This window comes from Methanothermobacter sp. KEPCO-1 (assembly GCF_008033705.1).
Lineage (GTDB): Archaea > Methanobacteriota > Methanobacteria > Methanobacteriales > Methanothermobacteraceae > Methanothermobacter > Methanothermobacter marburgensis.
The window spans coordinates 379,438-397,436 of the sequence record NZ_CP042937.1; the positions used below are offsets into that span (position 1 = coordinate 379,438).

Sequence of the window (17,999 nt, forward strand, 5' to 3'; positions counted from 1 at the left end):
CTTTATCTTACTCCAGAATGTTCTTCATCTCACTGACTGCAGACTCAAGCTGGTTGTTGTGGTTTTTAACAATCTTAACCGTTGCGCCTGTGAGTGTGGCATAGGCCATTGCAGCTGCCCTGTTCATCTGCTGATGGAGGTCGATCTCCTGAAGGGATTCCATATCCCTGTTCCTGGAAGTATCACTAATTCTTCTTGTGAAGATCTCCTCTGGATCAGCCTCCACAAGCACAAACATGTCAGGTTCCAGTTCCTCAAGAACCCATACTGGAAGACCTGGCAGAAAACCAGCAGGCGTCTTTATGGTGCAGTGTGTGTCGACGATTATATTATTTTCCCGTGACCTTTCTCTTATACTTTTCGCAGCCGCCCTCTGTATCTCCTTCTGAACACCCGGTTCAAGGGTTCTCATCTGGTCCCTGTTTTCAACAAGGCCCCTTTCACGGGCTATTTCAAGCATCACATCCCCGTAATTCACATTGAGGTAGTCAAGATCCCTGAGGGTGTTCTCAAGGACCGTCGTGCTTCCTGAACCGGGTATACCTGCAACTACAACAACCTTCATTGTACCACTCCCATGGATTAAAAGATTATCCTAATCACCCAGGAAGCTTCTGAGTATGGGGTGCATATCCATCAGCTGCTCCTGGGCAATCTCCTCATAGAGCCTGTAAACTATACCCACCGTTAGAAGGACACCGGTACCTCCTCCAAGAGAACCCGTCAGGTCAGCCACGAATGCGAGGAGCCCGACAAATGCCCCTCCCAGGATCGTTATCGTGGGTATGTAGCGTTTCAGTATCTTCTCGAACTGCCCCCTGCTGCTCCTGAAACCAGGAATCTGCATACCCATCTGGTAAAGCTGTTTTGCAACATGCTTTGGACCTATGTTACTTATCTCAACCCAGAGCCAGGCAAAGAGGATACAGAGCCCTATGAATACAACCGCATAGAACAGTACCTTGAATGGGTCCAGTATGATGGCGTCGATTGAGCGTGGAGCCGTGAGAAGATATGCGAGCCCATCAACCGCCTGCCCATTGCTTACAGTACCAAGTATGGGGTAGCCAAGTTTCTGGAATACGTTCGCCATTAACTGAACATTCAGGAGGAGTGCGCTTGTCAGTATAACCGGCATGTTACTGGCGTATATGAAACGCAGGGGATACTTTCCGACAGCGCCCCTTGAGAGCCTCTTACCCCCTCCCATGGATATGGGTATCTCCACCCTCATACTCTCGGCATAGACAACGACGAGGAAAACTCCAATGAGGGCCAGTACAGGCAGGACGTAGTACTGGAAATCAGGACTCTGCCCTGTGAAGAGGAGGTAGAGGAAACCTGTTATTCTACCGGCGGGTACCCCTGGCTGCGTGGGTGCAGAGAGGGGGTTGAAGGCACCCACAATTATCTCCTGGGATACGCCTGCTGCAATGAAAAGTCCAACACCGCTACCAAAGCCCCATTTGGATACAACCTCATCGAGGAATATTATGAGTATTCCTCCAATTGTGAGCTGCAGTATGAGTATCCAGACAAACTGGGGGGCTGATGGTGCCAGTGACCCTGTCAGTACAAATATCAGTGCCTCAAAGAAGGTGAATACGATGGCAAGGAGTTTCTGCAGTCCCTGGAAAAAGGCCTTATCCTCATGCTTCGAGAGGTCCAGTTTCAGTATCTTACCTCCAACCAGAAGCTGGAGTATGATTGATGCTGACACAATGGGTCCTATACCCAGTGTGAGTATTGAACCGAAGTTTCCTGCAAGAACAGCCCTCAGCTGGGCGAACTGGTCCACAGCCCTAGGGCTTAAACCGTAGAGTGGTATCTGGGCCAGGAAGAAATAGAGGACAAGGATTATGCCTGTCCATTTGAGTTTCTCCCTGAATGGTACTCTGTAGCCAGGTGATTTAACCTGTGGCAGGACTGAGAATATGGGCTCAAATTTTTCCTTCAACTGCTCCACTCCTTGTCAATGCTGGTTTACTCTATCAGTTCAGCCTTTCCTCCGGCCTCTGTGATCTTCTCAACTGCACTCTCAGAGAACTCGAGGGCCTTAATGTGGACGGGTCGTGTGATCCTTCCGCTTCCAAGGACCTTTTCGAAACCAAGGTCCCTTACATCCAGCACCACCATTCCGTCCTCTTCGGATGCGATTCCCTTCTCAAGGAGTTCAGGAATCCTTTCGTCGATGTATGCAAGGTTAACTGTTTCCAGTCTCTTTATGAGTTTCTGGGGCCTTTTGAAACCGTACTTTCCGAAGTGTTTTGGGTCGTACTTGACGATCCATGTCCAGTGGTGTTTGTGTCCACCGGCCTGTCCTCTACCGCCACGGTGACCTGCTCCCCTTCTCTTCTTGGAGCATCCTCCACCGACGGTGCGTGAGCCCCTCATCCTTGTGATCTTTCGTCTTTTTCTGATCATGAGTAATTCCCTCCGCTAGATCATCCTCTTCAAGAGGTCATTTATCTTCTCACCACGGTATCCGAGGCTTCCACCCTCATTGAAGGCCTTTTTTATGGCCTCATATCCCTTTCTTGGAGGGTGTAACCTGAACACAGGTTTTATTCCTGCATCCTCAAGTTTAACCTCACCCCTGAATACAGCCCCTGCAAATTCTTCCACTGAATCATACTCTGTGTTTTCCTTTATGTATTCATCGGTTAACCTTTCCCCTCCGATGATTCTTGCCCTCTTGGTTATCATGGCTGTCAGGGTTTCCTGGTCAATTTCACCCCATGTTATGTAGTCCTTGGCCTTCTGGAGCATGCCAAGGTAGCTGGGTGTGTCCTCAACCAGTACTGCGTGGTTTATTCTGTTGAGTCTTAACATCTCCATGGTGTCAGCTATGTCCCTTCGGACACCCGCTGATCCCCTTACCCTTACTACTGCGAACATATGGAATCACCTTCAGGTACTGCAAACACCCAGGTTTTTAAGGTCCTTTTCGCTTGCCTTTACCTTGCTCAGCTGTTTGAGGGCATCGAAGGTTGCCCTGGCAAAGTTGACTGTGGTCTGTGTCTGTCCACGTGTATGTGACCAGACATCATCTATACCTGCAAGCCTCATTATGGTCTTGCCAACGTCACCTATTGCAAGTCCAACACCACCAGGTGCTGGTATGAGGGTTACGCGGACACTTCCACTCTTACCTGAGACCTTGAATGGTACCGTGTGTTCCCTTCCACAGACACATCCCCAGTCACCGCAGCCTCTTCTGACCTTTATAAGGTTGAATTTTGCATCGTCAACTGCCTTCCTGATTGCAGGTCCAACCTCTCTGGCCTTGCCCTGTCCGAGTCCAACATATCCGTCCTTGTTGCCCACTGCAACTATGACCCTGAAGTTGACCTTCCTTCCTGATTTGTGCATCCTCTGGACAAGGTTAACGTCAATGACCTCCTCCTCGAGGTCAGGAAGCAGTGCATCGATTATCTCAAGTTCCATTATCGGGTGTCCCTCTTCAAAGATCTCATCGATACTTGTTATGACACCCTCCTTCACAAGGCGTCCAAGGTTGGTCCTTGGCTCCCATTCCTCCATGTTGAAGTTCATAATCATACCTCTTCATCTATCCTGTTTTTTATTTCTTCAAAGTGTTCAGGCAGGTCCTCAGGGGAAAGACCCCTCTCAAGGTACCTTGAAAACCTCTTTTTGCGTTCTTCCTCGTCAAGGGATTCTGCATACTCCTTTATGTGTTCGCCCCTTATCCTTGATTCGTCGGGAAGTACTGATTCCCCGTGTGGTACTTTGAGCCCTGCGTCAACAGCCCCTTTAAGTGCTGCGAATACCTTTGAACCCCTTATGGCAGGTCTGAGTCCTATATCAAGGACCGCTTCATCTATACCTGCCTTCAGAGCCCTTTTACCGCAGAGGTACCCTGTCAGGTATGCTGCCGCCGTATTGCTTGTACCTCCAAGCCATCCCATTTTCTGGAGCTGTTTTGAGTGGGCTGAGACCAGTGTTTCGTCACCATCCATTCCCACATTGATTATCTGTGCAATAACATGATATGTGGTTATTCTGACAACAAGCCTTGATTTGCCTGTTTCCACCATCTTATAGCGGGCCCGGTAATCAGTTTTACCTTCCCTTCGTCTTCTAAATGCCATCTTGTATCTTGGTCCATGTGCCAATCAGATCCCTCCTATCTGAGCATGTCGTGGTCCCGGGCATAGGTTTTCATGTAAGATTTGCTCTTGAAGGCTCCGCCCTTTGCCATCTTGTAGAGTTTACGATAGGTGCTCTTGTTTATTTCACGGTTGTCCCTCATCTCCCTGAGGTCCTTCCTCAGAGCCCTTATCGTTGTCATCCATTCCTCTTTCCTTGGCTTTCTGGCGCCCTTAGCACCTTTTATGCTTCCAGGTCCTCTTCTTCTTCCCTTCTTTTTCTGCTGGGCTATCTTTTTTGACCTGTAACTGCTTATGCCCTTTTTTGGTTTAGCCTTTATTGCGCCGTCCTTTATTAGCTGCTTTACACCGTCCCTGGTTATTGCCCTTGAGACCTCGTCGATCCTCTCAGGGTCAATCCATATCCTGTTAACCCCTACTTTCAGTATGTCTGCAGCTAATCTTTTCTGAGTAGTAAGATTCATTCAAGAAACCTCCTTGTGTTCAGCAATTTGCTGATAGACCCGAAAAATCGGGCATCCCCTTAAAGTGTTTTCCCTGGACTGGAAAATAAGGCCCCTTCCAGCCCCATATTATGGATTCAGAACTTTTATGCCAAGTTCCCTTGCCTTTTCAAGCATGAGTGTCTTCTTCCTGGCACCCACAGTTGATGCTATCCTTGCAGCCTGTCTTTCAGGGTCCAGTTCCTCAAGTTCCCTCATGCTGGAAACAAGGATGTCCTCATATCCTGATGGGTGGAGACCCCTCTGGTCCCTTGGCCTCCTGTAGCCAATTGCAGGCATTGCAGGTTTGCCCTTTTCATATCTTCTCATTTTGCTTGTTTTACCCCTGGGCCTCCTCCATTTTTCCCCCAGTTTTTTGTATCGGGCGTATTCCTGTCGTTTAAATTTTTTCCTCATCGAATCACCATCCCTACTCCTTGCTCACAAGGTATATGCCGTCCTGGAAAACCCTTGGGTCCCTTCCCTTAATCCTGGTGGCCTGTTCAAGGTTCGCCATTGTCTGTCCCACGTGTTCCTTGTTGATACCTGTTACTTCAACCTCGTCGCCCTTAACCTGGACCTCTGTATCTCCAACGATCCTTGCGGTCCTTGGGTGGCGTTCCCCGAGGAAGTTCTCTATTAAAACCTTATCCCCTGCCACCTTCACACTCATTGGAAAGTGGGCGTATACTATTTTCATGCGGTAGGTGAATCCCTCGGTGACACCCCTTATCATGTTGTTTATATGGGCTTTAACTGTCCCTATCATTGCCTTGTCCTTTTTCTTTGGGAATTTAACCTCAAGGACCACCTTATCGTCTTCAACGGCCATTGATATCTCTGAGTGGTTAAATTTTCGGGAGAGTTCACCCTTTGGACCCTTAACCTTAACTTCACCATCGATGGTGACGTTAACATCCTCAGGGATGGGTATTTCTTCCCGGATCATAGCTGCTAGAACCATGTTATCACCTAGTAGACGTAAGCCAGCAGTCTACCGCCGATACCCCTGTCCTTGGCCTCTTTATGGGTCATTATTCCCTCAGGGGTTGATACGATTATTATCCCGAAGTTCTTAGCTGGCAGATATCTTTTCTCAAATTTTTCGAATTCGTCCTTCTTAACAGCGTGCCTGGGTTTTATAACCCCACACTGGTTTATGTTTCCTTCAAGTTCAACGATGAATTTTCCGGCCCTGCCGTCGTCAACGTATTCGAATTCCCCGATGTAGCCTTCCTTCTGCATTGTTCTCAGCACGCGCCCTATGAGCTTTGATGCAGGGGTTATCCTGCACTTGACATTACCCCTTATCTCATTGTTCCTTATGTTGGTCAGGGCGTTTGCGAGAGGATCCATAAGAGTCACAGTAAACACCTCTTTCAGTTGTACTTTTTAAACCCGATTTTAGGTGCGAGTTCCCTGAAGCACTGCCTGCAGAGCATTAATCCATATCTTCTGACCAGGGCAGAGTGATCCCCGCATCTTGAACATTTCCTTGATGCCTTTCCATATTTCCTTGGCAAAACAATCACCTTCAGACTATTTTAACCTGGAATTTTTCCTTCATGAAGTCAATTGCCTCTTCACGGCTGACCCTGTGCTTTTCAGGAACCTTTTTGCGCTGTATCCTTCGTCTGCTTATCCTGTGACCTGGCTTCTCAAAGGTTACAGAAAGGTTCATACCGAATATCCCTATCTCAGGGTCGTACTTCATTCCAGGTATGTCGATGTGTTCCTCGATACCCATTGAAACATTACCGTATTCATCAAACTGGCTGGCCTTCAATCTGTTCCCTATTCCCTCAAGGAACATTCCGAGTACCCTTTCGGCCCTTTCACCGCGGAGGGTGACCTTGCATGCGATGGGCTGCTTTTTCCTTATACCAAACTCGGGGTTTGTGACCTTTGAGTGGGTCCTCACAGGCTTCTGGCCTGTCATCTCCTCAAGAAGCCTTTCAGCCCTTGCAAGCCTTTCACCCCCTTCACCGACACCTATGTTAAGGGTGACCTTGAATATCCTTACTTCCTCCATGGGGTTCATCTATTTACCTCCTGGAAGTGAGATCACTGACTCGTCCTTTCCAATGACAAACACGTAATCCTTGAGTGTGAGGAATGTCTTCCCTGCTTCGGTCTCAATGACCGCTGTGTTTGGCATTGATGACCTGGTTATGTTTATCTTCTTGATTCTTCCAATTTCACCTGTGTGGCGGCCCCCTGTTACAAGGCCAAGGCTGCCCTTCTCAAAGGGTATCCTCTCAAGGATTTCCTGTTCAGGCACCGCCAGCTTCACAACATCCCCCACGCGGAACTCGTCCTCTGAGAGGTAGTTGCGGCCGTCATGGAGGTTGAGCTGGGTTTTCCCGCCCCTGATGGTTGTCTTGTTAACTATCTTGCAGAGCTTGAAGCCCGCGTTCTCCTCACCAATGGGATGTAAGACCAGCCTTCCCCTTTCATCAGGGAGAACCCTGTAGACCTCACCTGTGCGGGGTATGCTCACAACGTCCATGAACCCAACAGGGAATTTGTAGTTCTTCCTTGGCCTTCCGTCCACCAGGACCTCACCACTGTTTATGATCTTCCTGGCTTCCCTTGCATTGTCTGCAACCCCAAGGATGTCCCTCACAATAATCATCAGAGGTAATGATGCCTCAATTGCATGGGGACCCGGGGATGGCTTTACGGTCCACTTGTATTCCTTGGGATGAATGGGCCAGTGACTTGGTGATCTGAAACGTTTAAGGTGCTTTCTTGATGCCATTATCGCCATGTTTATCCCTTCCGTTCTAATATTTTCATTCTCTTCTCATCGTCAAGGTTGAGGTCAATTATCCTGATGTTTGAGGGGTGTATCGGGAAGTAAACTGAGGTTCCGTCCACCTTCTGTATTGTGGCGCCCTCAACGTAGACCCTGTACCTCTTGAGGTCCACCTTCTCGACCTTACCCTCGTGTCCCTTGAAGTCACCGCGGAGAACCTCAACCTTATCTCCCTTCCTCACTGGCAGGGACCTTCTACCGTATTCCTCCCTGAGTTCCCTGCTTAGGGCTGCGCTCATCATTTTGCGACGAGCGTGTAATGGTGCTTCATAAATGTATTTCCTCTGCTTTCTGGGTTGTTTTGACATTCTATCACCCTATACTATTATGCTGGCTGCACTTCCCACGCTGGGCCACCTGTCTGCTGCTTCCTTTGCAACAGGACCCCTTATCTCTGAACCCTTGAGGACTCCCTCTGGGCTCACTATAACTGCAGCGTTATCCTCGAATTTCACCCTCAATCCGTCAGGTCTTCTGTATTCCTTTTTCTGTCTCACAACAACAGCGTTGAGGACTTCCCTCCTCATGTCCACTGTTCCCTTCTTCACAGAGACCACGACCATGTCGCCAACACCGGCTGCTGCGAGCCTCCTGCGAACACCCTTGTATCCTCTGACAGAGATTATCTCAACTTCCCTTGCGCCTGTGTTGTCAACACACTGGAGTCTGGCCCCTACAGGTAAAGCCCTTGTAACCTTGGATGCTATTGCCTTCATCTTACTCTTCCCCCTTCACCTCGACCACTACAAAGTTCTTAGTCTTGCTGAGGGGTCTGCATTCAGCAATTTTCACTGTGTCCCCTACCCTGACATCTATGCAGTCAGGTTTGTGAGCCTTTATCTTGGATTTTCTCTTTTCGTATCTCTCATATTTGCGTATAAATTTGTAGAAACTCCTTTCAACGGTTACTGTCCTTTCTGCCTTGTCACTGACGACAGTTCCTTCCAGTATCTGACCCCTCAATGGGAGGTCCCCGTGGAAAGGACAGTTAGGATCACTACATTTAGATTTAGGTTCTGGAACATCAATGCCGACCATTCTATCACCACTATGGTTTTCTAAATTTCTTCTTTATTCTCTCCTCAGGACGAGCTACCAGAGCTCCACCATCAATCTCAACCACTTCACCCTCTGGTGTTCTGAAATGGAAGACGGCTATTCCCTTTGGAACCGTTATCTCCCTGCCATCCTCCAGCTCAATTTTAAGGGTGTTCCTGGTTTCATCCACGACTCTTCCCGATATTCCCTGAATGTCCCTGTGAACACTCCTGGCTATTCTCACAGAAAGGCCAATAAGCTCATGTCTGAAAATGTTACGGGGGGTTATCAATGTAAACCCCTACCTTATCTCTATCGTGTCTGATGAAAAGCCCATCTCCGCTAGAACTTCCTTGACCCTCTTCTTATGGTCCCCCTGAAGTTCTATCTGGCCTTTCTTGGCAGTACCTCCACAGGCACATCTTGCCTTCAGTATCTTTGTGAGCTCCTTTATGTCAATATCGTGTTCATCGATGCCCTCTATGATGGTCATCACTTTACCGAATCTTCGCCTCACTGTGTATACCTTTAATGTCTGAACTTCGCGTGCTATTTCCTCACAGACGCAAAGTTCCTCCGGAAGACCGCAAACATCGCAGATTTTCATTTATTTCTCCTTCTATTTTTCATTCATGATGGTGAGAACACGGGCTATTGTTCTTCGGATTTCCCTCATCTTGCCGGGGTTTTCATGGATCCCGGCAGCAGCGCTCTTGGAAATGTATCTGGCGTATTCTGCCTTGAGTTCATCCAGCTTCTTCTGGAGTTCCTCCCTATCCATTTCCCTTATCTCTTCGCTCCTAAGTATCGCCATTTCAATCCCTTTCTATTATTCACTGATATGAATCTGTCCATATATATTACTTTTCAGATTCTTCACCATCTGTGTCCTCTTTCTCTGTTTCTTCCGCTGATTCAAGGTCTTCCTCGAGGTCCTCGACCTCTTCAAGATCCTCAATCTCCTCTATCTCCTCGAGATCCTCAATCTCTTCAAGATCCTCAATCTCCTCAACGGATTCAACCTGTTCTGCAGGTTCTTCTGAGGGAGTTTCAGTTACTTTAGGAGCCTCTATTTCAACCTTGTCTGGAAGTACAACCTCGGGAGGCATTATGCGGACGTATACCCCCAGAACACCTGGTTTGAGCTGCACTGTTGCGAATCCTTCCTTGACGTGTTTGGTTGAGGGTTCGCCGCACTTCTTTATGTAGCCGTCTGTGAATTTGGCCGTGGCTGAACGGGCACCCCTTATCTTACCTGAGATGGTAACCTCAACACCCTGGGCACCTGCAGCCATGATCCTCCTCATTGTGGTGTATGCAACCCTTCTGAAGTGCATGCCCCTCTGGAGCATGGCGGCTATCTTGTGGGCCATTATGCGGGGGTTGAGTTCAGGCACATCAACCTCCTTGACCTCAACCTGGGGGTTTTCAAGGTTGAACTTGCTTTTGAGTTTCTGGGTAATGGCCCTCACCGTCTTACCGCCACGTCCAATTACCATACCTGGCCTTTCAGCGTAGACGACAACCATTGTACCCATAGGGGTGACCTGAACATCCATGCCACCGTAGCCTGCCCTTTCAAGTTCCTTTTCAAGGTATTCGTCTATCCTTGTCCTTCTGAGCCCTTCAACGACAAAATCTTTCTCTATCAAAATCTATGCCTCCCCCAGAACTATCTGAACGTGTGTTGTTGGTGTGTTGAATGGTGTAGCCCTTCCAAAGGCCCTTGGAATCCAGCCCCTTATAACTGGCCCACGGTGGCTGGATATGTGGACTATTCTGAGTTTCTCGGTGTCGAGTCCCTTGTACTCGGCATTGGCCTCGGCATTTTCAAGGACCTTCAGTATCTGGCCTGCTGCCTTAACAGGGTACCGGCCACTGGCCCATCCGCTGAGGCCCCTCCTGTGGCCGACCTTCCGGTTGTATCTTCTGAATGCCACCGGCCTCTCCATCCTGATAACCTCTTCAAGGTATCTTTTGGCTTTCTCGAGTTCCATTCCCCGGATCTCCCTGCATATCTCCACAGCGTGCTTTGGTGAAATCTTGAGGTGAGTCGCTGAAGCCCTGGCTGTTCTTGACCTGTCTTCCTCTTTATAAGCGTATTTAACCTTAGCCATTTTCCAGTCTCCTTATTTAAGAGGCACGAACATTGAGGATCTTGTAGCTCCCATACCGGGATCTCCGTGCTCAACCTTCTTCCTTGTAGGTGCAAATTCACCGAAGTAGCAGCCGATCATTTCTGGCTGTATTGTGACCTCCACAAATTCGTTTCCGTTGTGGATGCCAAAGGTCATCCCCACCATCTCAGGCAGCACTACCATGTCCCTGCAGTGTGTCCTGATGACCGGTGGTCTTCCCTCAGTCTTTCCCTCTTTTTTTATCTTCCTTATCTTCTCAAGTACCTTCTTCTGCCTTGGTAGGAATCCCCTCTTGAGGGATCTTCTCTGCCTTGATGGGAACAACTTGATTACATCGTCAAGTGGCATCTCCTGCAGTTCTTCCAAGGTGTAGCCGCGATACTTAAATTCTTTACGTGCCAATAGGTCACCTCCTTCTTTTATCTCCTTTTCCCTGTTCTTCTGGCAGCTATTGAACCAACCTTCCTTCCTGGAGGAGCATGCCTTGAGACAGTTGTTGGCCTGCCCGGGTGCTGTCTGTTTCCACCACCGTGTGGGTGGTCAACTGCGTTCATTGCAACACCCCTGACTGTAACTGACTTCTTACCCTTGGCCCTGAGGGCATGGTACTTCTTACCTGCCTTGAGGAATGGTTTCTCCCTTCTTCCTCCTCCAGCAACGACACCGACGGTTGCACGGCACTGTGGGTTGAGTGCCTTGAGTTCACCTGATGGGAGTTCAATAACCGCCTTGTCAGCATCATGGGTGATTAGAGAAGCATAGGTACCGGAGGACCTCACCAGTTTCCCTCCGTCTCCGGGTCTGTTTTCAATGTTGTATATGGGTGTCCCCTCTGGAATCTCACTGAGTGGGAGTGAGTTTCCAGGTTTGACCTTTGCCTTTGCCCCGCACTCAACCTCCTCATCAAGCATTAGAGCCTCTGGTGCGAGGATGAGGTTTTTCTCACCGTTTTCAAATTTCACAAGGGCCACAGGGGCTGTCCTTCCAGGGTCGTGCATTATGTCAACGACCTTTCCCCTTAGACATCCTTCACTTTCAAGGGAGTCGTATGCACGGTATTTTATTTTGCCCCTGAAGCGGTGGGATGCACTTCTGTAGGTGGGAGTTCCCCTTCCTCTCCTCTGTGATATTAACCTTTTTCCCATCTGAATATCCTCCTCATTATTTTAGAATACTCCCAGTTTAACAGCTATATCCTCTGCACTGTGTTCCTTTGCCAGTTTTATGTAGGCAATCTTCTGGCCCCCTGGGGTTACCTGGGTGTTAACCCTCTCAACCTTAACTGCAAAGAGTTCCTCGAACGCCCTTCTGACATCCTTTTTTGTGCTTTTTCTCATAACCACAAATGCCAGCTCGTTGTTCTGGTCTATAAGGTTCATGCTCTTTTCTGTGACATGTGGTTTCATGATAACAGCATATGGATCCATAATTACACCGTCACCTTAATTTTTACTGAAAGAGTCCCTCAAGTTTTTCTATTGCTGATCTTGTAAAGACGGTCAGTCTTCCAGGGTGGGTTCCTGGTGCGAGGAGTTCAGCGTTGAGGTTTTCGACTGTGACAACGTCCACACCAGGGTGGTTTCTTGCACCCAGTGCGATGCCTTTATCCTCGCCCACAACTATGAGTGGACCTCTGGGTGTCCTGTACTTCCTTCCCCTCATCTTTCCCTTTCCAGCTCTTATCTTTTTACCTTCCTTCGCCCTCACGATGTCGTCCATGATTCCAAGTTTCCTGAAGACTTCCCTTGTGTCTGCTGTCCTTTTGATTCTGGAGAGTTCATCGTCAACCACCAGGGGCACCTGGGGCACATTCTCTATCCGGTGACCCCTTGCCTCCACAAGGTCCCTCCTGGCTGTTGCTGCAACCGCGGACCTTATTGCAAGTCTCCTTTCCTTTCTGTTTATCCTCTCATGGTAGTTCTTCTGTGGCCTTGGTGGGTGGGCCCTTCTACCGCCAACTGCCTGGGGGACAAAGGCCGCCCTTGAACCATTTTTTATACGTGGGACCATTGCAACGCCGCGACCGGCACCATAGGACTTGGCAGAGGTCCTTTTACCAGCCATCGGGTCGGGACCCCATGGCTGTACCCTCGCGGTCTGTGCTGATAGAACGGCCCTTTTTATCACGTCGGGCCTGAACTCCTCATTGAAAATTTCAGGAAGTTCCATTTCATCTATGGCTTCACCTTCTAGGGAATAAACCTTGATCTTCATTTTGAACCACTCTTATACTCCTTGTTTTGATGCTGTGCTGATGTAGTTTATCTGGGGTGCCTCTTCCTGCTTACCTGCAGCCCTTATGGCCTTCCTGAGCACCACAAGCCTCTTTGTTGGGCCTGGAACTGACCCCTTAACCATTACATAATCGTTTCTGACAAGACCATACCTTACAAAGCCGCCGCTGGGGTTTACCTGGTCAGCCTCACTGGCGTCACCGATCTTGAGTATCTGCTTGTTGTACTCGGTCCTCCTGTGGTAACCCATCTGCCCGGCCTGTGGAACTGTCCACATGGTCCTTGATGGTGTCCATGGACCCAGTGACCCTATGTGTCTTCCCTTACTGCTCCTTGCAGCCTTACCGTACTGTATCCTTATACCCCATCTCTTAACAGGGCCCTGGAATCCCTTACCCTTGGTCACGGCTATGGCATCAACGAAGGTTCCCTCGGAGAATATCTCTGATGCCCTCACATCCTTACCGAGGATTTCCAGTGCGTATTCGAATTTCTCCTCAGGGGTCTTACCTCCAAGACCGCACTCAAAGACCTCAGGTTTCTTTTTGGGTACGCTTGCAAGTCTGGGGTTTGTGTGTACAATAACCCTGACATCTGCAACGTATTCCATATTTGACCTTATCCTTTCGATTGCAGCCTCCTGGTCATAGTCCTCTGCAGGCGGAGTGAGCTTCCTTCTGAGGTCCTCCTTTGTCTCGGTGGCCAGGACCTCTCCAAGGGTCTTAAGGCCCCTGCTTGTCCTTTCATAGGCCCTCACAGCCATCACTGTTAGGGGTGGGACCTCAAGTATTGTGACTGGAGTTGAAACCTCCATCCCCTCTGTAGGGGAATTTTTCCGGTTATCAACCATCATTACGTGGGTCATCCCTGCCTTGTAGCCTGCCAGGGCAAGCAGTCCCGGTTCATCCACCTGGGGCCATGATTTGACCCTGGGGGTTTCCCTTGCCGCCCTTTTTCTTGGACTGAATGCAACTGATCCTTTTCTTGGTTGATGATGTCTAGCCATTTAAGTTTACCTCCTTACATCATTCATATTCATTTTTCATCAATCTGAGTTAGCATATTGAATACTGAGAGAGTAGCTAAAACAGCCTCTTCAGTCCTTACAGTTTCTGTACACTGCCCTGGAATGGTGTTAACCCATATATCTGCATCGATCTCTGGTAATCCCTTGTAAGGACCGCCAAACAGGATGGCCACCCTGGGGGCGCCCTCCACCTTTGACTTTACTTCATCCAGAATAGAAGTAATGGGCGAAGCATACCTGGATGTTGCCACCACAACATCGGCATCCACTGTTTTCAGGCTCTTTGAGAGGCCCTGTCCGGTGCTCAGAACCTCATATCCCCAGTATCTATCCTCTGGTTCATCTGGCTCTATCAGTATTTCCTTACCCAGCCGGATAACCCTGAAACTCATTATCCTATTTACGGTGAGTCTTTCCCTGCACAGTGCAAGTTTATCTGCGCCAATATCCACAAGAGTTCCTTTCTTTACCCTTTTGACCGTCAATCCCTGTCTGTATTCTCCAGCTGAGGGTTTTCCAGTTGGGTGATGAGGAGTTCTCAGAGGTGGGAGTATACCCACATGTTTCAACTCCTTCATTATCGGGAAAACCTTCCTGCGAAGGTACTGTGGGGTATCCATATAGTTCAGGATATCCCTGATAAATCCTGCCTCTCCGTCTGCATCATCGTGATAGATCACTATGCGGTTAACCCCGAATATAGCTGCAGCCCTTCCAATAAGACCCACCTTGTAGGTCTTTATTTTGAGATCCCCTGTCTCTGCCGTCAGCGAATCCGGGATAAATATGGACAAATCTACTCTATTCATTTATTAATCTTTGTCCTAATCTTTTATAAATATTTCCACAATGCAGACTGGGCAAGTAAAACCACAGACCACATCGTATATCCCGTTATACAATGTGAGCGGATCCACCGCAGATTGCAATAGGTACTAAAAATTGTACAGTAACCATATTTAAAGTTTCCGCTGGAGGTCCGTGGGTGGGCAGGATAAAACCCGGCGGAATCCCCAGGGTCACTCCATCGTTCAGCAATTCATGGAAATCAAGGTATCCTCTGAAAACATCACCATAAAAACACCCACAGCATCAGCCAGCAAACCACCAGCCAGGGGATCACACAAAAACAACCCTTACCACCACAACATCCACCGTGGAGACCTCCATTCTGTGGAAACTGTAGGTGCGGCGTATAGGGAATTCGGCCCTGAATCTGTGGGTCACCCTCCCCCCCAACCCCTCATAGTAGCGCCTCACAAAGTCCTCAGATCCGGCCATATGGAATGAGTACACAGCCCTCCCCATGGCTGATGCCGCCTCCATGAAAACCCTGTCGGCACCCCTATCAGCCCTCTCCTGTGAACCGAAGGGGGGATTCTGGATTACAGTATCAACTCTCCCTGTGACCTTAACCAGGTCATCATAATCACGGACATCAGCCTCAATGAACCGGATGTTCCCAAGCCCCAGATCCTCTGCCACACCTTCCGCAAGCTCAAGGGCCCCTGCATCCACATCCACACAGTAAACCATCTCTGCACCAAGAACTGCCGCCCCAATGCCCAGGATACCCGTACCGCATCCAAGGTCCGCAACGGTTCTTCCCCCAATATCCCCCATGTCCCTGGCTGCCCAGAGGACCTCAGCGGCCAGAGGGGCCGGGGTGAGGTACTGTTCAAGACCCGGGTCAGGGCGGGGGTGGGGAGGGACTCTCTCAAGAAGCATCTCAAGTTGTCTCTTTCTCCTCATGGTACCATAACTGAAGGTGGTAGACTTAAAAAGAGTTACCCCAATACAATATATATGTGTTATAAATTTCAGGGTGCGGTCAGATGTTCAGCAAAATCCTCGTTGCAAACCGTGGTGAAATAGCAATAAGAGTTATGCGCGCATGCAGGGAGCTAGGAATAAAAAGCGTGGCTGTTTATTCCGAAGCAGATAAGAATGCGCTCTTTACAAGGTACGCCGATGAGGCATACGAAATAGGTAAACCATCTCCATCCCAGAGCTACCTGCAAATAGACAGGATAATCGATGTTGCCGAGGAAAGCGGTGCCGAGGCCATCCATCCAGGTTACGGTTTCCTGGCAGAGAACCCTAAGCTTGGGGAGGAGTGTGAGAAACACGGAATCAAACTGATAGGTCCCAAAGGTTCCGTCATCGAGGCCATGGGAGATAAGATAACATCAAAGAAGCTCATGAAGAAGGCAGGGGTCCCTGTAATCCCTGGAACCGATAAGGGTGTGAGCGACCCGGACGAGGCCGCTGAGATAGCTGATTCAATCGGCTACCCCATCATCATAAAGGCGTCGGCAGGTGGCGGTGGCATAGGTATGAGGACCGTCTACGAGGAGGACGAACTCATAAGGGCCATGGAATCCACCCAGTCTGTGGCAGCCTCAGCATTCGGGGATCCAACGGTTTATATAGAGAAGTACCTTGAAAAGCCCCGTCACATTGAATTCCAGGTAATGGCCGATGAACATGGAAACGTTATCCACCTTGCAGACAGGGAGTGCTCAATACAGAGGCGACACCAGAAACTGGTGGAGGAGGCACCATCACCCATCATGACACCTGAACTGAGGAAAAGAATGGGTTCAGCCGCAGTTAAGGCCGCCGAATATATAGGTTATGAGAATGCAGGTACCGTGGAGTTCCTGTATTCAAACGGGGACTTCTACTTCCTTGAGATGAACACCAGGATACAGGTCGAGCACCCGATAACCGAGGTGATCACCGGTGTGGACCTTGTTAAGGAACAGATAAGGGTCGCCTCAGGAGAGGAACTCTCATGCAGACAGGAGGACATAACAATAAGGGGCCATGCAATTGAGTGCCGGATAAATGCAGAGGACCCCCTATCAGATTTCGCCCCGAACCCCGGTAAAATCACAGGTTACAGGTCCCCCGGTGGAATAGGGGTCAGGGTTGACAGCGGGGTTTACATGAACTATGAGATACCACCATTCTATGACTCCATGATATCCAAACTCATAGTATGGGGAATGAACCGTCAGGAGGCAATAAACAGGATGCGACGTGCCCTCAGTGAGTACATCATACTGGGCGTCAGAACCACAATCCCCTTCCACAAGGCAATAATGAAAAATGAGGCATTCCAGAGGGGAGAACTTCACACACACTTCGTGGATGAATACAGGCGGGGTATAGACACTGAGATGCAGAAGATTGTCAAAGAGGACCAGGAGATGGTCGAACGCCTCCACTCAACATTTCTACCACCAAAGAAGGTTGCAGCAATATCTGCAGCCATAGGGGCATACATGCACTCAAGAAGGGGGTGATGGTATGGAGGATTACTATGATCCATGCGAAGTTGAGGTAAAAACCAGGTACATAGGGCATGAAGTGAAATGCTTCGATGAGGTGGACTCCACAAACAATGTGGCCAAGCGGATGGCAGAGGATGGCGCCCCGGAGGGTACAGTTGTAATTGCAAGGACCCAGTCCCGCGGAAGGGGTAGGAGGGGTAAACCCTGGATATCACCCCAGGGCGGGATATGGATGTCCATCATACTCAGACCAGAGGTTCACCCATCAACGGCCCCCCTCCTAACACTGGTAACCGGTGTTGCAGTTGCCCGGACACTGAAGGATGAATGTGGCCTGGACGTGGGAATAAAGTGGCCCAACGATATACTGATTGGAGATAAAAAGGTATGCGGGATACTCACAGAGGCCCATGCAAGATTCAACACCCTCGAATACGTGGTTGTCGGTGTGGGGATCGATACCAACGTGGATATCAGCCACTTCCCGGAGGACCTCAGGGAAGGGGCAACCTCCATTAAGAATGAACTCCAGAGGGACATAAAATCCAGTGAACTGATATCAAGGTTCCTTAAAAACTTTGAGGAGGTCTATGATTCCTTCAAGGAGGGCAGAATGGATGAGATTCTAAGAGAATGGAGGAAGATGTCAAAGACAATCGGCAGACGTGTTGAAATAAGGAAACAGCTTGGTGAAATCGTCCATGGTGAGGCCATCGGCATCAACAGTGAGGGTGCCCTCATACTGGAACTGGACGATGGAACGCTCCGCAAAATAATATCCGGCGAGTGCATACACCTGTGATATCGGTGGCCCTCAGCTGCACCGTTAACCT

The 17,999-nt window shown here is 49.2% G+C and carries 30 protein-coding genes; 2 read left to right on the forward strand and 28 right to left on the reverse strand.

The window, feature by feature from the left end:
• Window positions 1-7 precede the first annotated feature (7 nt).
• The 28 genes from FVF72_RS01970 to FVF72_RS02105 all read right to left on the reverse strand — a co-directional run bounded on the left by FVF72_RS01970 (window position 8) and on the right by FVF72_RS02105 (window position 15,619).
• A complete protein-coding gene (locus FVF72_RS01970; RefSeq protein ID WP_048174823.1) occupies window positions 8-565 on the reverse strand; it encodes an adenylate kinase in 558 nt (185 codons plus the stop codon).
• Window positions 566-595: 30 nt separating this feature from the next.
• The gene (gene secY, locus FVF72_RS01975; RefSeq protein WP_083772482.1) at window positions 596-1,966 is read right to left on the reverse strand and encodes a preprotein translocase subunit SecY; all 1,371 of its coding nucleotides are present in this window, start codon (window positions 1,964-1,966) and stop codon (window positions 596-598) included.
• 17 nt (window positions 1,967-1,983) lie between these two features.
• A complete protein-coding gene (locus FVF72_RS01980) occupies window positions 1,984-2,424 on the reverse strand; it encodes an uL15m family ribosomal protein (protein ID WP_048174818.1) in 441 nt (146 codons plus the stop codon).
• 15 nt (window positions 2,425-2,439) lie between these two features.
• Entirely contained in the window at window positions 2,440-2,898 is a 459-nt protein-coding gene (gene rpmD / locus FVF72_RS01985) for a 50S ribosomal protein L30 (protein WP_048174815.1), read from the reverse strand.
• Window positions 2,899-2,910: 12 nt separating this feature from the next.
• Entirely contained in the window at window positions 2,911-3,555 is a 645-nt protein-coding gene (gene rpsE, locus FVF72_RS01990; protein ID WP_013295332.1) for a 30S ribosomal protein S5, read from the reverse strand.
• A gap of 2 nt (window positions 3,556-3,557) precedes the next feature.
• Window positions 3,558-4,136, reverse strand: a complete 579-nt coding sequence (locus FVF72_RS01995; RefSeq protein ID WP_048174813.1) for a 50S ribosomal protein L18 — start codon at window positions 4,134-4,136, stop codon at window positions 3,558-3,560.
• Between the two features lie 11 nt (window positions 4,137-4,147).
• Window positions 4,148-4,594 carry a 50S ribosomal protein L19e gene (locus tag FVF72_RS02000; RefSeq protein ID WP_013295330.1) on the reverse strand — a complete coding sequence of 149 codons (447 nt, stop codon included), beginning with the start codon at window positions 4,592-4,594 and terminating at the stop codon, window positions 4,148-4,150.
• A 108-nt stretch (window positions 4,595-4,702) separates the two neighbouring features.
• A complete protein-coding gene (locus tag FVF72_RS02005; RefSeq protein WP_147671054.1) occupies window positions 4,703-5,029 on the reverse strand; it encodes a 50S ribosomal protein L32e in 327 nt (108 codons plus the stop codon).
• Window positions 5,030-5,042: 13 nt separating this feature from the next.
• Entirely contained in the window at window positions 5,043-5,576 is a 534-nt protein-coding gene (locus FVF72_RS02010) for a 50S ribosomal protein L6 (protein ID WP_147671055.1), read from the reverse strand.
• Window positions 5,577-5,584: 8 nt separating this feature from the next.
• On the reverse strand, window positions 5,585-5,977 hold the full coding sequence (locus tag FVF72_RS02015; protein ID WP_013295327.1) for a 30S ribosomal protein S8: 393 nt from the start codon (window positions 5,975-5,977) through the stop codon (window positions 5,585-5,587).
• Between the two features lie 14 nt (window positions 5,978-5,991).
• Window positions 5,992-6,144: a 30S ribosomal protein S14 gene (locus FVF72_RS02020; RefSeq protein ID WP_010875659.1), complete on the reverse strand. Its 153-nt coding sequence runs from the start codon at window positions 6,142-6,144 to the stop codon at window positions 5,992-5,994.
• A 2-nt stretch (window positions 6,145-6,146) separates the two neighbouring features.
• Entirely contained in the window at window positions 6,147-6,653 is a 507-nt protein-coding gene (locus FVF72_RS02025) for a 50S ribosomal protein L5 (protein ID WP_147671056.1), read from the reverse strand.
• Window positions 6,654-7,382 carry a 30S ribosomal protein S4e gene (locus tag FVF72_RS02030; protein ID WP_013295324.1) on the reverse strand — a complete coding sequence of 243 codons (729 nt, stop codon included), beginning with the start codon at window positions 7,380-7,382 and terminating at the stop codon, window positions 6,654-6,656.
• Between the two features lie 2 nt (window positions 7,383-7,384).
• Window positions 7,385-7,738 (reverse strand): 50S ribosomal protein L24, encoded by a 354-nt coding sequence (gene rplX / locus FVF72_RS02035; protein WP_013295323.1) that lies wholly within the window; start codon window positions 7,736-7,738, stop codon window positions 7,385-7,387.
• A gap of 9 nt (window positions 7,739-7,747) precedes the next feature.
• Window positions 7,748-8,146 (reverse strand): 50S ribosomal protein L14, encoded by a 399-nt coding sequence (locus FVF72_RS02040; protein ID WP_013295322.1) that lies wholly within the window; start codon window positions 8,144-8,146, stop codon window positions 7,748-7,750.
• A gap of 1 nt (window position 8,147) precedes the next feature.
• Entirely contained in the window at window positions 8,148-8,468 is a 321-nt protein-coding gene (locus FVF72_RS02045; RefSeq protein ID WP_010875654.1) for a 30S ribosomal protein S17, read from the reverse strand.
• Between the two features lie 10 nt (window positions 8,469-8,478).
• Window positions 8,479-8,760, reverse strand: a complete 282-nt coding sequence (rnp1, locus tag FVF72_RS02050) for a ribonuclease P protein component 1 (RefSeq protein WP_013295321.1) — start codon at window positions 8,758-8,760, stop codon at window positions 8,479-8,481.
• A gap of 9 nt (window positions 8,761-8,769) precedes the next feature.
• On the reverse strand, window positions 8,770-9,075 hold the full coding sequence (gene yciH / locus FVF72_RS02055; RefSeq protein WP_147671057.1) for a stress response translation initiation inhibitor YciH: 306 nt from the start codon (window positions 9,073-9,075) through the stop codon (window positions 8,770-8,772).
• A gap of 12 nt (window positions 9,076-9,087) precedes the next feature.
• A complete protein-coding gene (gene rpmC, locus FVF72_RS02060; protein ID WP_013295320.1) occupies window positions 9,088-9,282 on the reverse strand; it encodes a 50S ribosomal protein L29 in 195 nt (64 codons plus the stop codon).
• A gap of 46 nt (window positions 9,283-9,328) precedes the next feature.
• Window positions 9,329-10,120, reverse strand: coding sequence for a 30S ribosomal protein S3 (locus FVF72_RS02065; protein WP_147671058.1), 792 nt, complete (start codon window positions 10,118-10,120; stop codon window positions 9,329-9,331).
• A 3-nt stretch (window positions 10,121-10,123) separates the two neighbouring features.
• A complete protein-coding gene (gene rplV, locus FVF72_RS02070; protein WP_048174791.1) occupies window positions 10,124-10,585 on the reverse strand; it encodes a 50S ribosomal protein L22 in 462 nt (153 codons plus the stop codon).
• A gap of 12 nt (window positions 10,586-10,597) precedes the next feature.
• Window positions 10,598-11,008 carry a 30S ribosomal protein S19 gene (gene rpsS, locus FVF72_RS02075; RefSeq protein WP_048174789.1) on the reverse strand — a complete coding sequence of 137 codons (411 nt, stop codon included), beginning with the start codon at window positions 11,006-11,008 and terminating at the stop codon, window positions 10,598-10,600.
• Between the two features lie 17 nt (window positions 11,009-11,025).
• Complete coding sequence (locus FVF72_RS02080; protein ID WP_048174788.1) at window positions 11,026-11,751, reverse strand: 50S ribosomal protein L2; 726 nt, start codon at window positions 11,749-11,751, stop codon at window positions 11,026-11,028.
• A gap of 21 nt (window positions 11,752-11,772) precedes the next feature.
• Window positions 11,773-12,033 carry a 50S ribosomal protein L23 gene (locus FVF72_RS02085; RefSeq protein ID WP_013295315.1) on the reverse strand — a complete coding sequence of 87 codons (261 nt, stop codon included), beginning with the start codon at window positions 12,031-12,033 and terminating at the stop codon, window positions 11,773-11,775.
• A 22-nt stretch (window positions 12,034-12,055) separates the two neighbouring features.
• Window positions 12,056-12,820: a 50S ribosomal protein L4 gene (rpl4p, locus tag FVF72_RS02090; RefSeq protein ID WP_048174786.1), complete on the reverse strand. Its 765-nt coding sequence runs from the start codon at window positions 12,818-12,820 to the stop codon at window positions 12,056-12,058.
• Window positions 12,821-12,832: 12 nt separating this feature from the next.
• Complete coding sequence (gene rpl3p / locus FVF72_RS02095; RefSeq protein ID WP_048174784.1) at window positions 12,833-13,846, reverse strand: 50S ribosomal protein L3; 1,014 nt, start codon at window positions 13,844-13,846, stop codon at window positions 12,833-12,835.
• A 29-nt stretch (window positions 13,847-13,875) separates the two neighbouring features.
• Window positions 13,876-14,676, reverse strand: coding sequence for a putative RNA uridine N3 methyltransferase (locus tag FVF72_RS02100; RefSeq protein ID WP_147671059.1), 801 nt, complete (start codon window positions 14,674-14,676; stop codon window positions 13,876-13,878).
• Between the two features lie 310 nt (window positions 14,677-14,986).
• Window positions 14,987-15,619 carry an METTL5 family protein gene (locus FVF72_RS02105; RefSeq protein ID WP_048176457.1) on the reverse strand — a complete coding sequence of 211 codons (633 nt, stop codon included), beginning with the start codon at window positions 15,617-15,619 and terminating at the stop codon, window positions 14,987-14,989.
• 83 nt (window positions 15,620-15,702) lie between these two features.
• Here FVF72_RS02105 and FVF72_RS02110 point away from each other — a divergent pair, with 83 nt between their 5' ends.
• Together FVF72_RS02110 and FVF72_RS02115 are read left to right on the forward strand one after the other, a co-directional pair.
• Window positions 15,703-17,178 carry an acetyl-CoA carboxylase biotin carboxylase subunit gene (locus FVF72_RS02110; protein WP_048176455.1) on the forward strand — a complete coding sequence of 492 codons (1,476 nt, stop codon included), beginning with the start codon at window positions 15,703-15,705 and terminating at the stop codon, window positions 17,176-17,178.
• Window positions 17,179-17,182: 4 nt separating this feature from the next.
• Entirely contained in the window at window positions 17,183-17,968 is a 786-nt protein-coding gene (locus tag FVF72_RS02115) for a biotin--[acetyl-CoA-carboxylase] ligase (protein WP_048176454.1), read from the forward strand.
• Window positions 17,969-17,999: the final 31 nt, after the last annotated feature.

Excerpts from the sequence above, each read along its gene's own strand:
- FVF72_RS02105 (WP_048176457.1), bottom strand. The coding sequence starts at position 15,619 with ATGAGGAGAAAGAGACAACTTGAGATGCTTCTTGAGAGAGTCCCTCCC.
- FVF72_RS02115 (WP_048176454.1), top strand. The coding sequence starts at position 17,183 with ATGGAGGATTACTATGATCCATGCGAAGTTGAGGTAAAAACCAGGTAC.
- FVF72_RS02045 (WP_010875654.1), bottom strand. The coding sequence starts at position 8,468 with ATGGTCGGCATTGATGTTCCAGAACCTAAATCTAAATGTAGTGATCCT.
- rplX (WP_013295323.1), bottom strand. The coding sequence starts at position 7,738 with ATGTCAAAACAACCCAGAAAGCAGAGGAAATACATTTATGAAGCACCA.
- FVF72_RS01980 (WP_048174818.1), bottom strand. The coding sequence starts at position 2,424 with ATGATCAGAAAAAGACGAAAGATCACAAGGATGAGGGGCTCACGCACC.
- FVF72_RS02085 (WP_013295315.1), bottom strand. The coding sequence starts at position 12,033 with ATGGATCCATATGCTGTTATCATGAAACCACATGTCACAGAAAAGAGC.
- FVF72_RS02080 (WP_048174788.1), bottom strand. The coding sequence starts at position 11,751 with ATGGGAAAAAGGTTAATATCACAGAGGAGAGGAAGGGGAACTCCCACC.
- FVF72_RS01970 (WP_048174823.1), bottom strand. The coding sequence starts at position 565 with ATGAAGGTTGTTGTAGTTGCAGGTATACCCGGTTCAGGAAGCACGACG.
- rpmC (WP_013295320.1), bottom strand. The coding sequence starts at position 9,282 with ATGGCGATACTTAGGAGCGAAGAGATAAGGGAAATGGATAGGGAGGAA.
- FVF72_RS02000 (WP_013295330.1), bottom strand. The coding sequence starts at position 4,594 with ATGAATCTTACTACTCAGAAAAGATTAGCTGCAGACATACTGAAAGTA.
- FVF72_RS02010 (WP_147671055.1), bottom strand. The coding sequence starts at position 5,576 with ATGGTTCTAGCAGCTATGATCCGGGAAGAAATACCCATCCCTGAGGAT.
- yciH (WP_147671057.1), bottom strand. The coding sequence starts at position 9,075 with ATGAAAATCTGCGATGTTTGCGGTCTTCCGGAGGAACTTTGCGTCTGT.
- FVF72_RS02025 (WP_147671056.1), bottom strand. The coding sequence starts at position 6,653 with ATGAACCCCATGGAGGAAGTAAGGATATTCAAGGTCACCCTTAACATA.
- FVF72_RS02040 (WP_013295322.1), bottom strand. The coding sequence starts at position 8,146 with ATGAAGGCAATAGCATCCAAGGTTACAAGGGCTTTACCTGTAGGGGCC.
- rpmD (WP_048174815.1), bottom strand. The coding sequence starts at position 2,898 with ATGTTCGCAGTAGTAAGGGTAAGGGGATCAGCGGGTGTCCGAAGGGAC.
- rplV (WP_048174791.1), bottom strand. The coding sequence starts at position 10,585 with ATGGCTAAGGTTAAATACGCTTATAAAGAGGAAGACAGGTCAAGAACA.
- FVF72_RS02030 (WP_013295324.1), bottom strand. The coding sequence starts at position 7,382 with ATGGCGATAATGGCATCAAGAAAGCACCTTAAACGTTTCAGATCACCA.
- FVF72_RS02005 (WP_147671054.1), bottom strand. The coding sequence starts at position 5,029 with ATGAGGAAAAAATTTAAACGACAGGAATACGCCCGATACAAAAAACTG.
- FVF72_RS02110 (WP_048176455.1), top strand. The coding sequence starts at position 15,703 with ATGTTCAGCAAAATCCTCGTTGCAAACCGTGGTGAAATAGCAATAAGA.
- FVF72_RS02100 (WP_147671059.1), bottom strand. The coding sequence starts at position 14,676 with ATGAATAGAGTAGATTTGTCCATATTTATCCCGGATTCGCTGACGGCA.
- rpsE (WP_013295332.1), bottom strand. The coding sequence starts at position 3,555 with ATGAACTTCAACATGGAGGAATGGGAGCCAAGGACCAACCTTGGACGC.
- rpl3p (WP_048174784.1), bottom strand. The coding sequence starts at position 13,846 with ATGGCTAGACATCATCAACCAAGAAAAGGATCAGTTGCATTCAGTCCA.
- rpl4p (WP_048174786.1), bottom strand. The coding sequence starts at position 12,820 with ATGAAGATCAAGGTTTATTCCCTAGAAGGTGAAGCCATAGATGAAATG.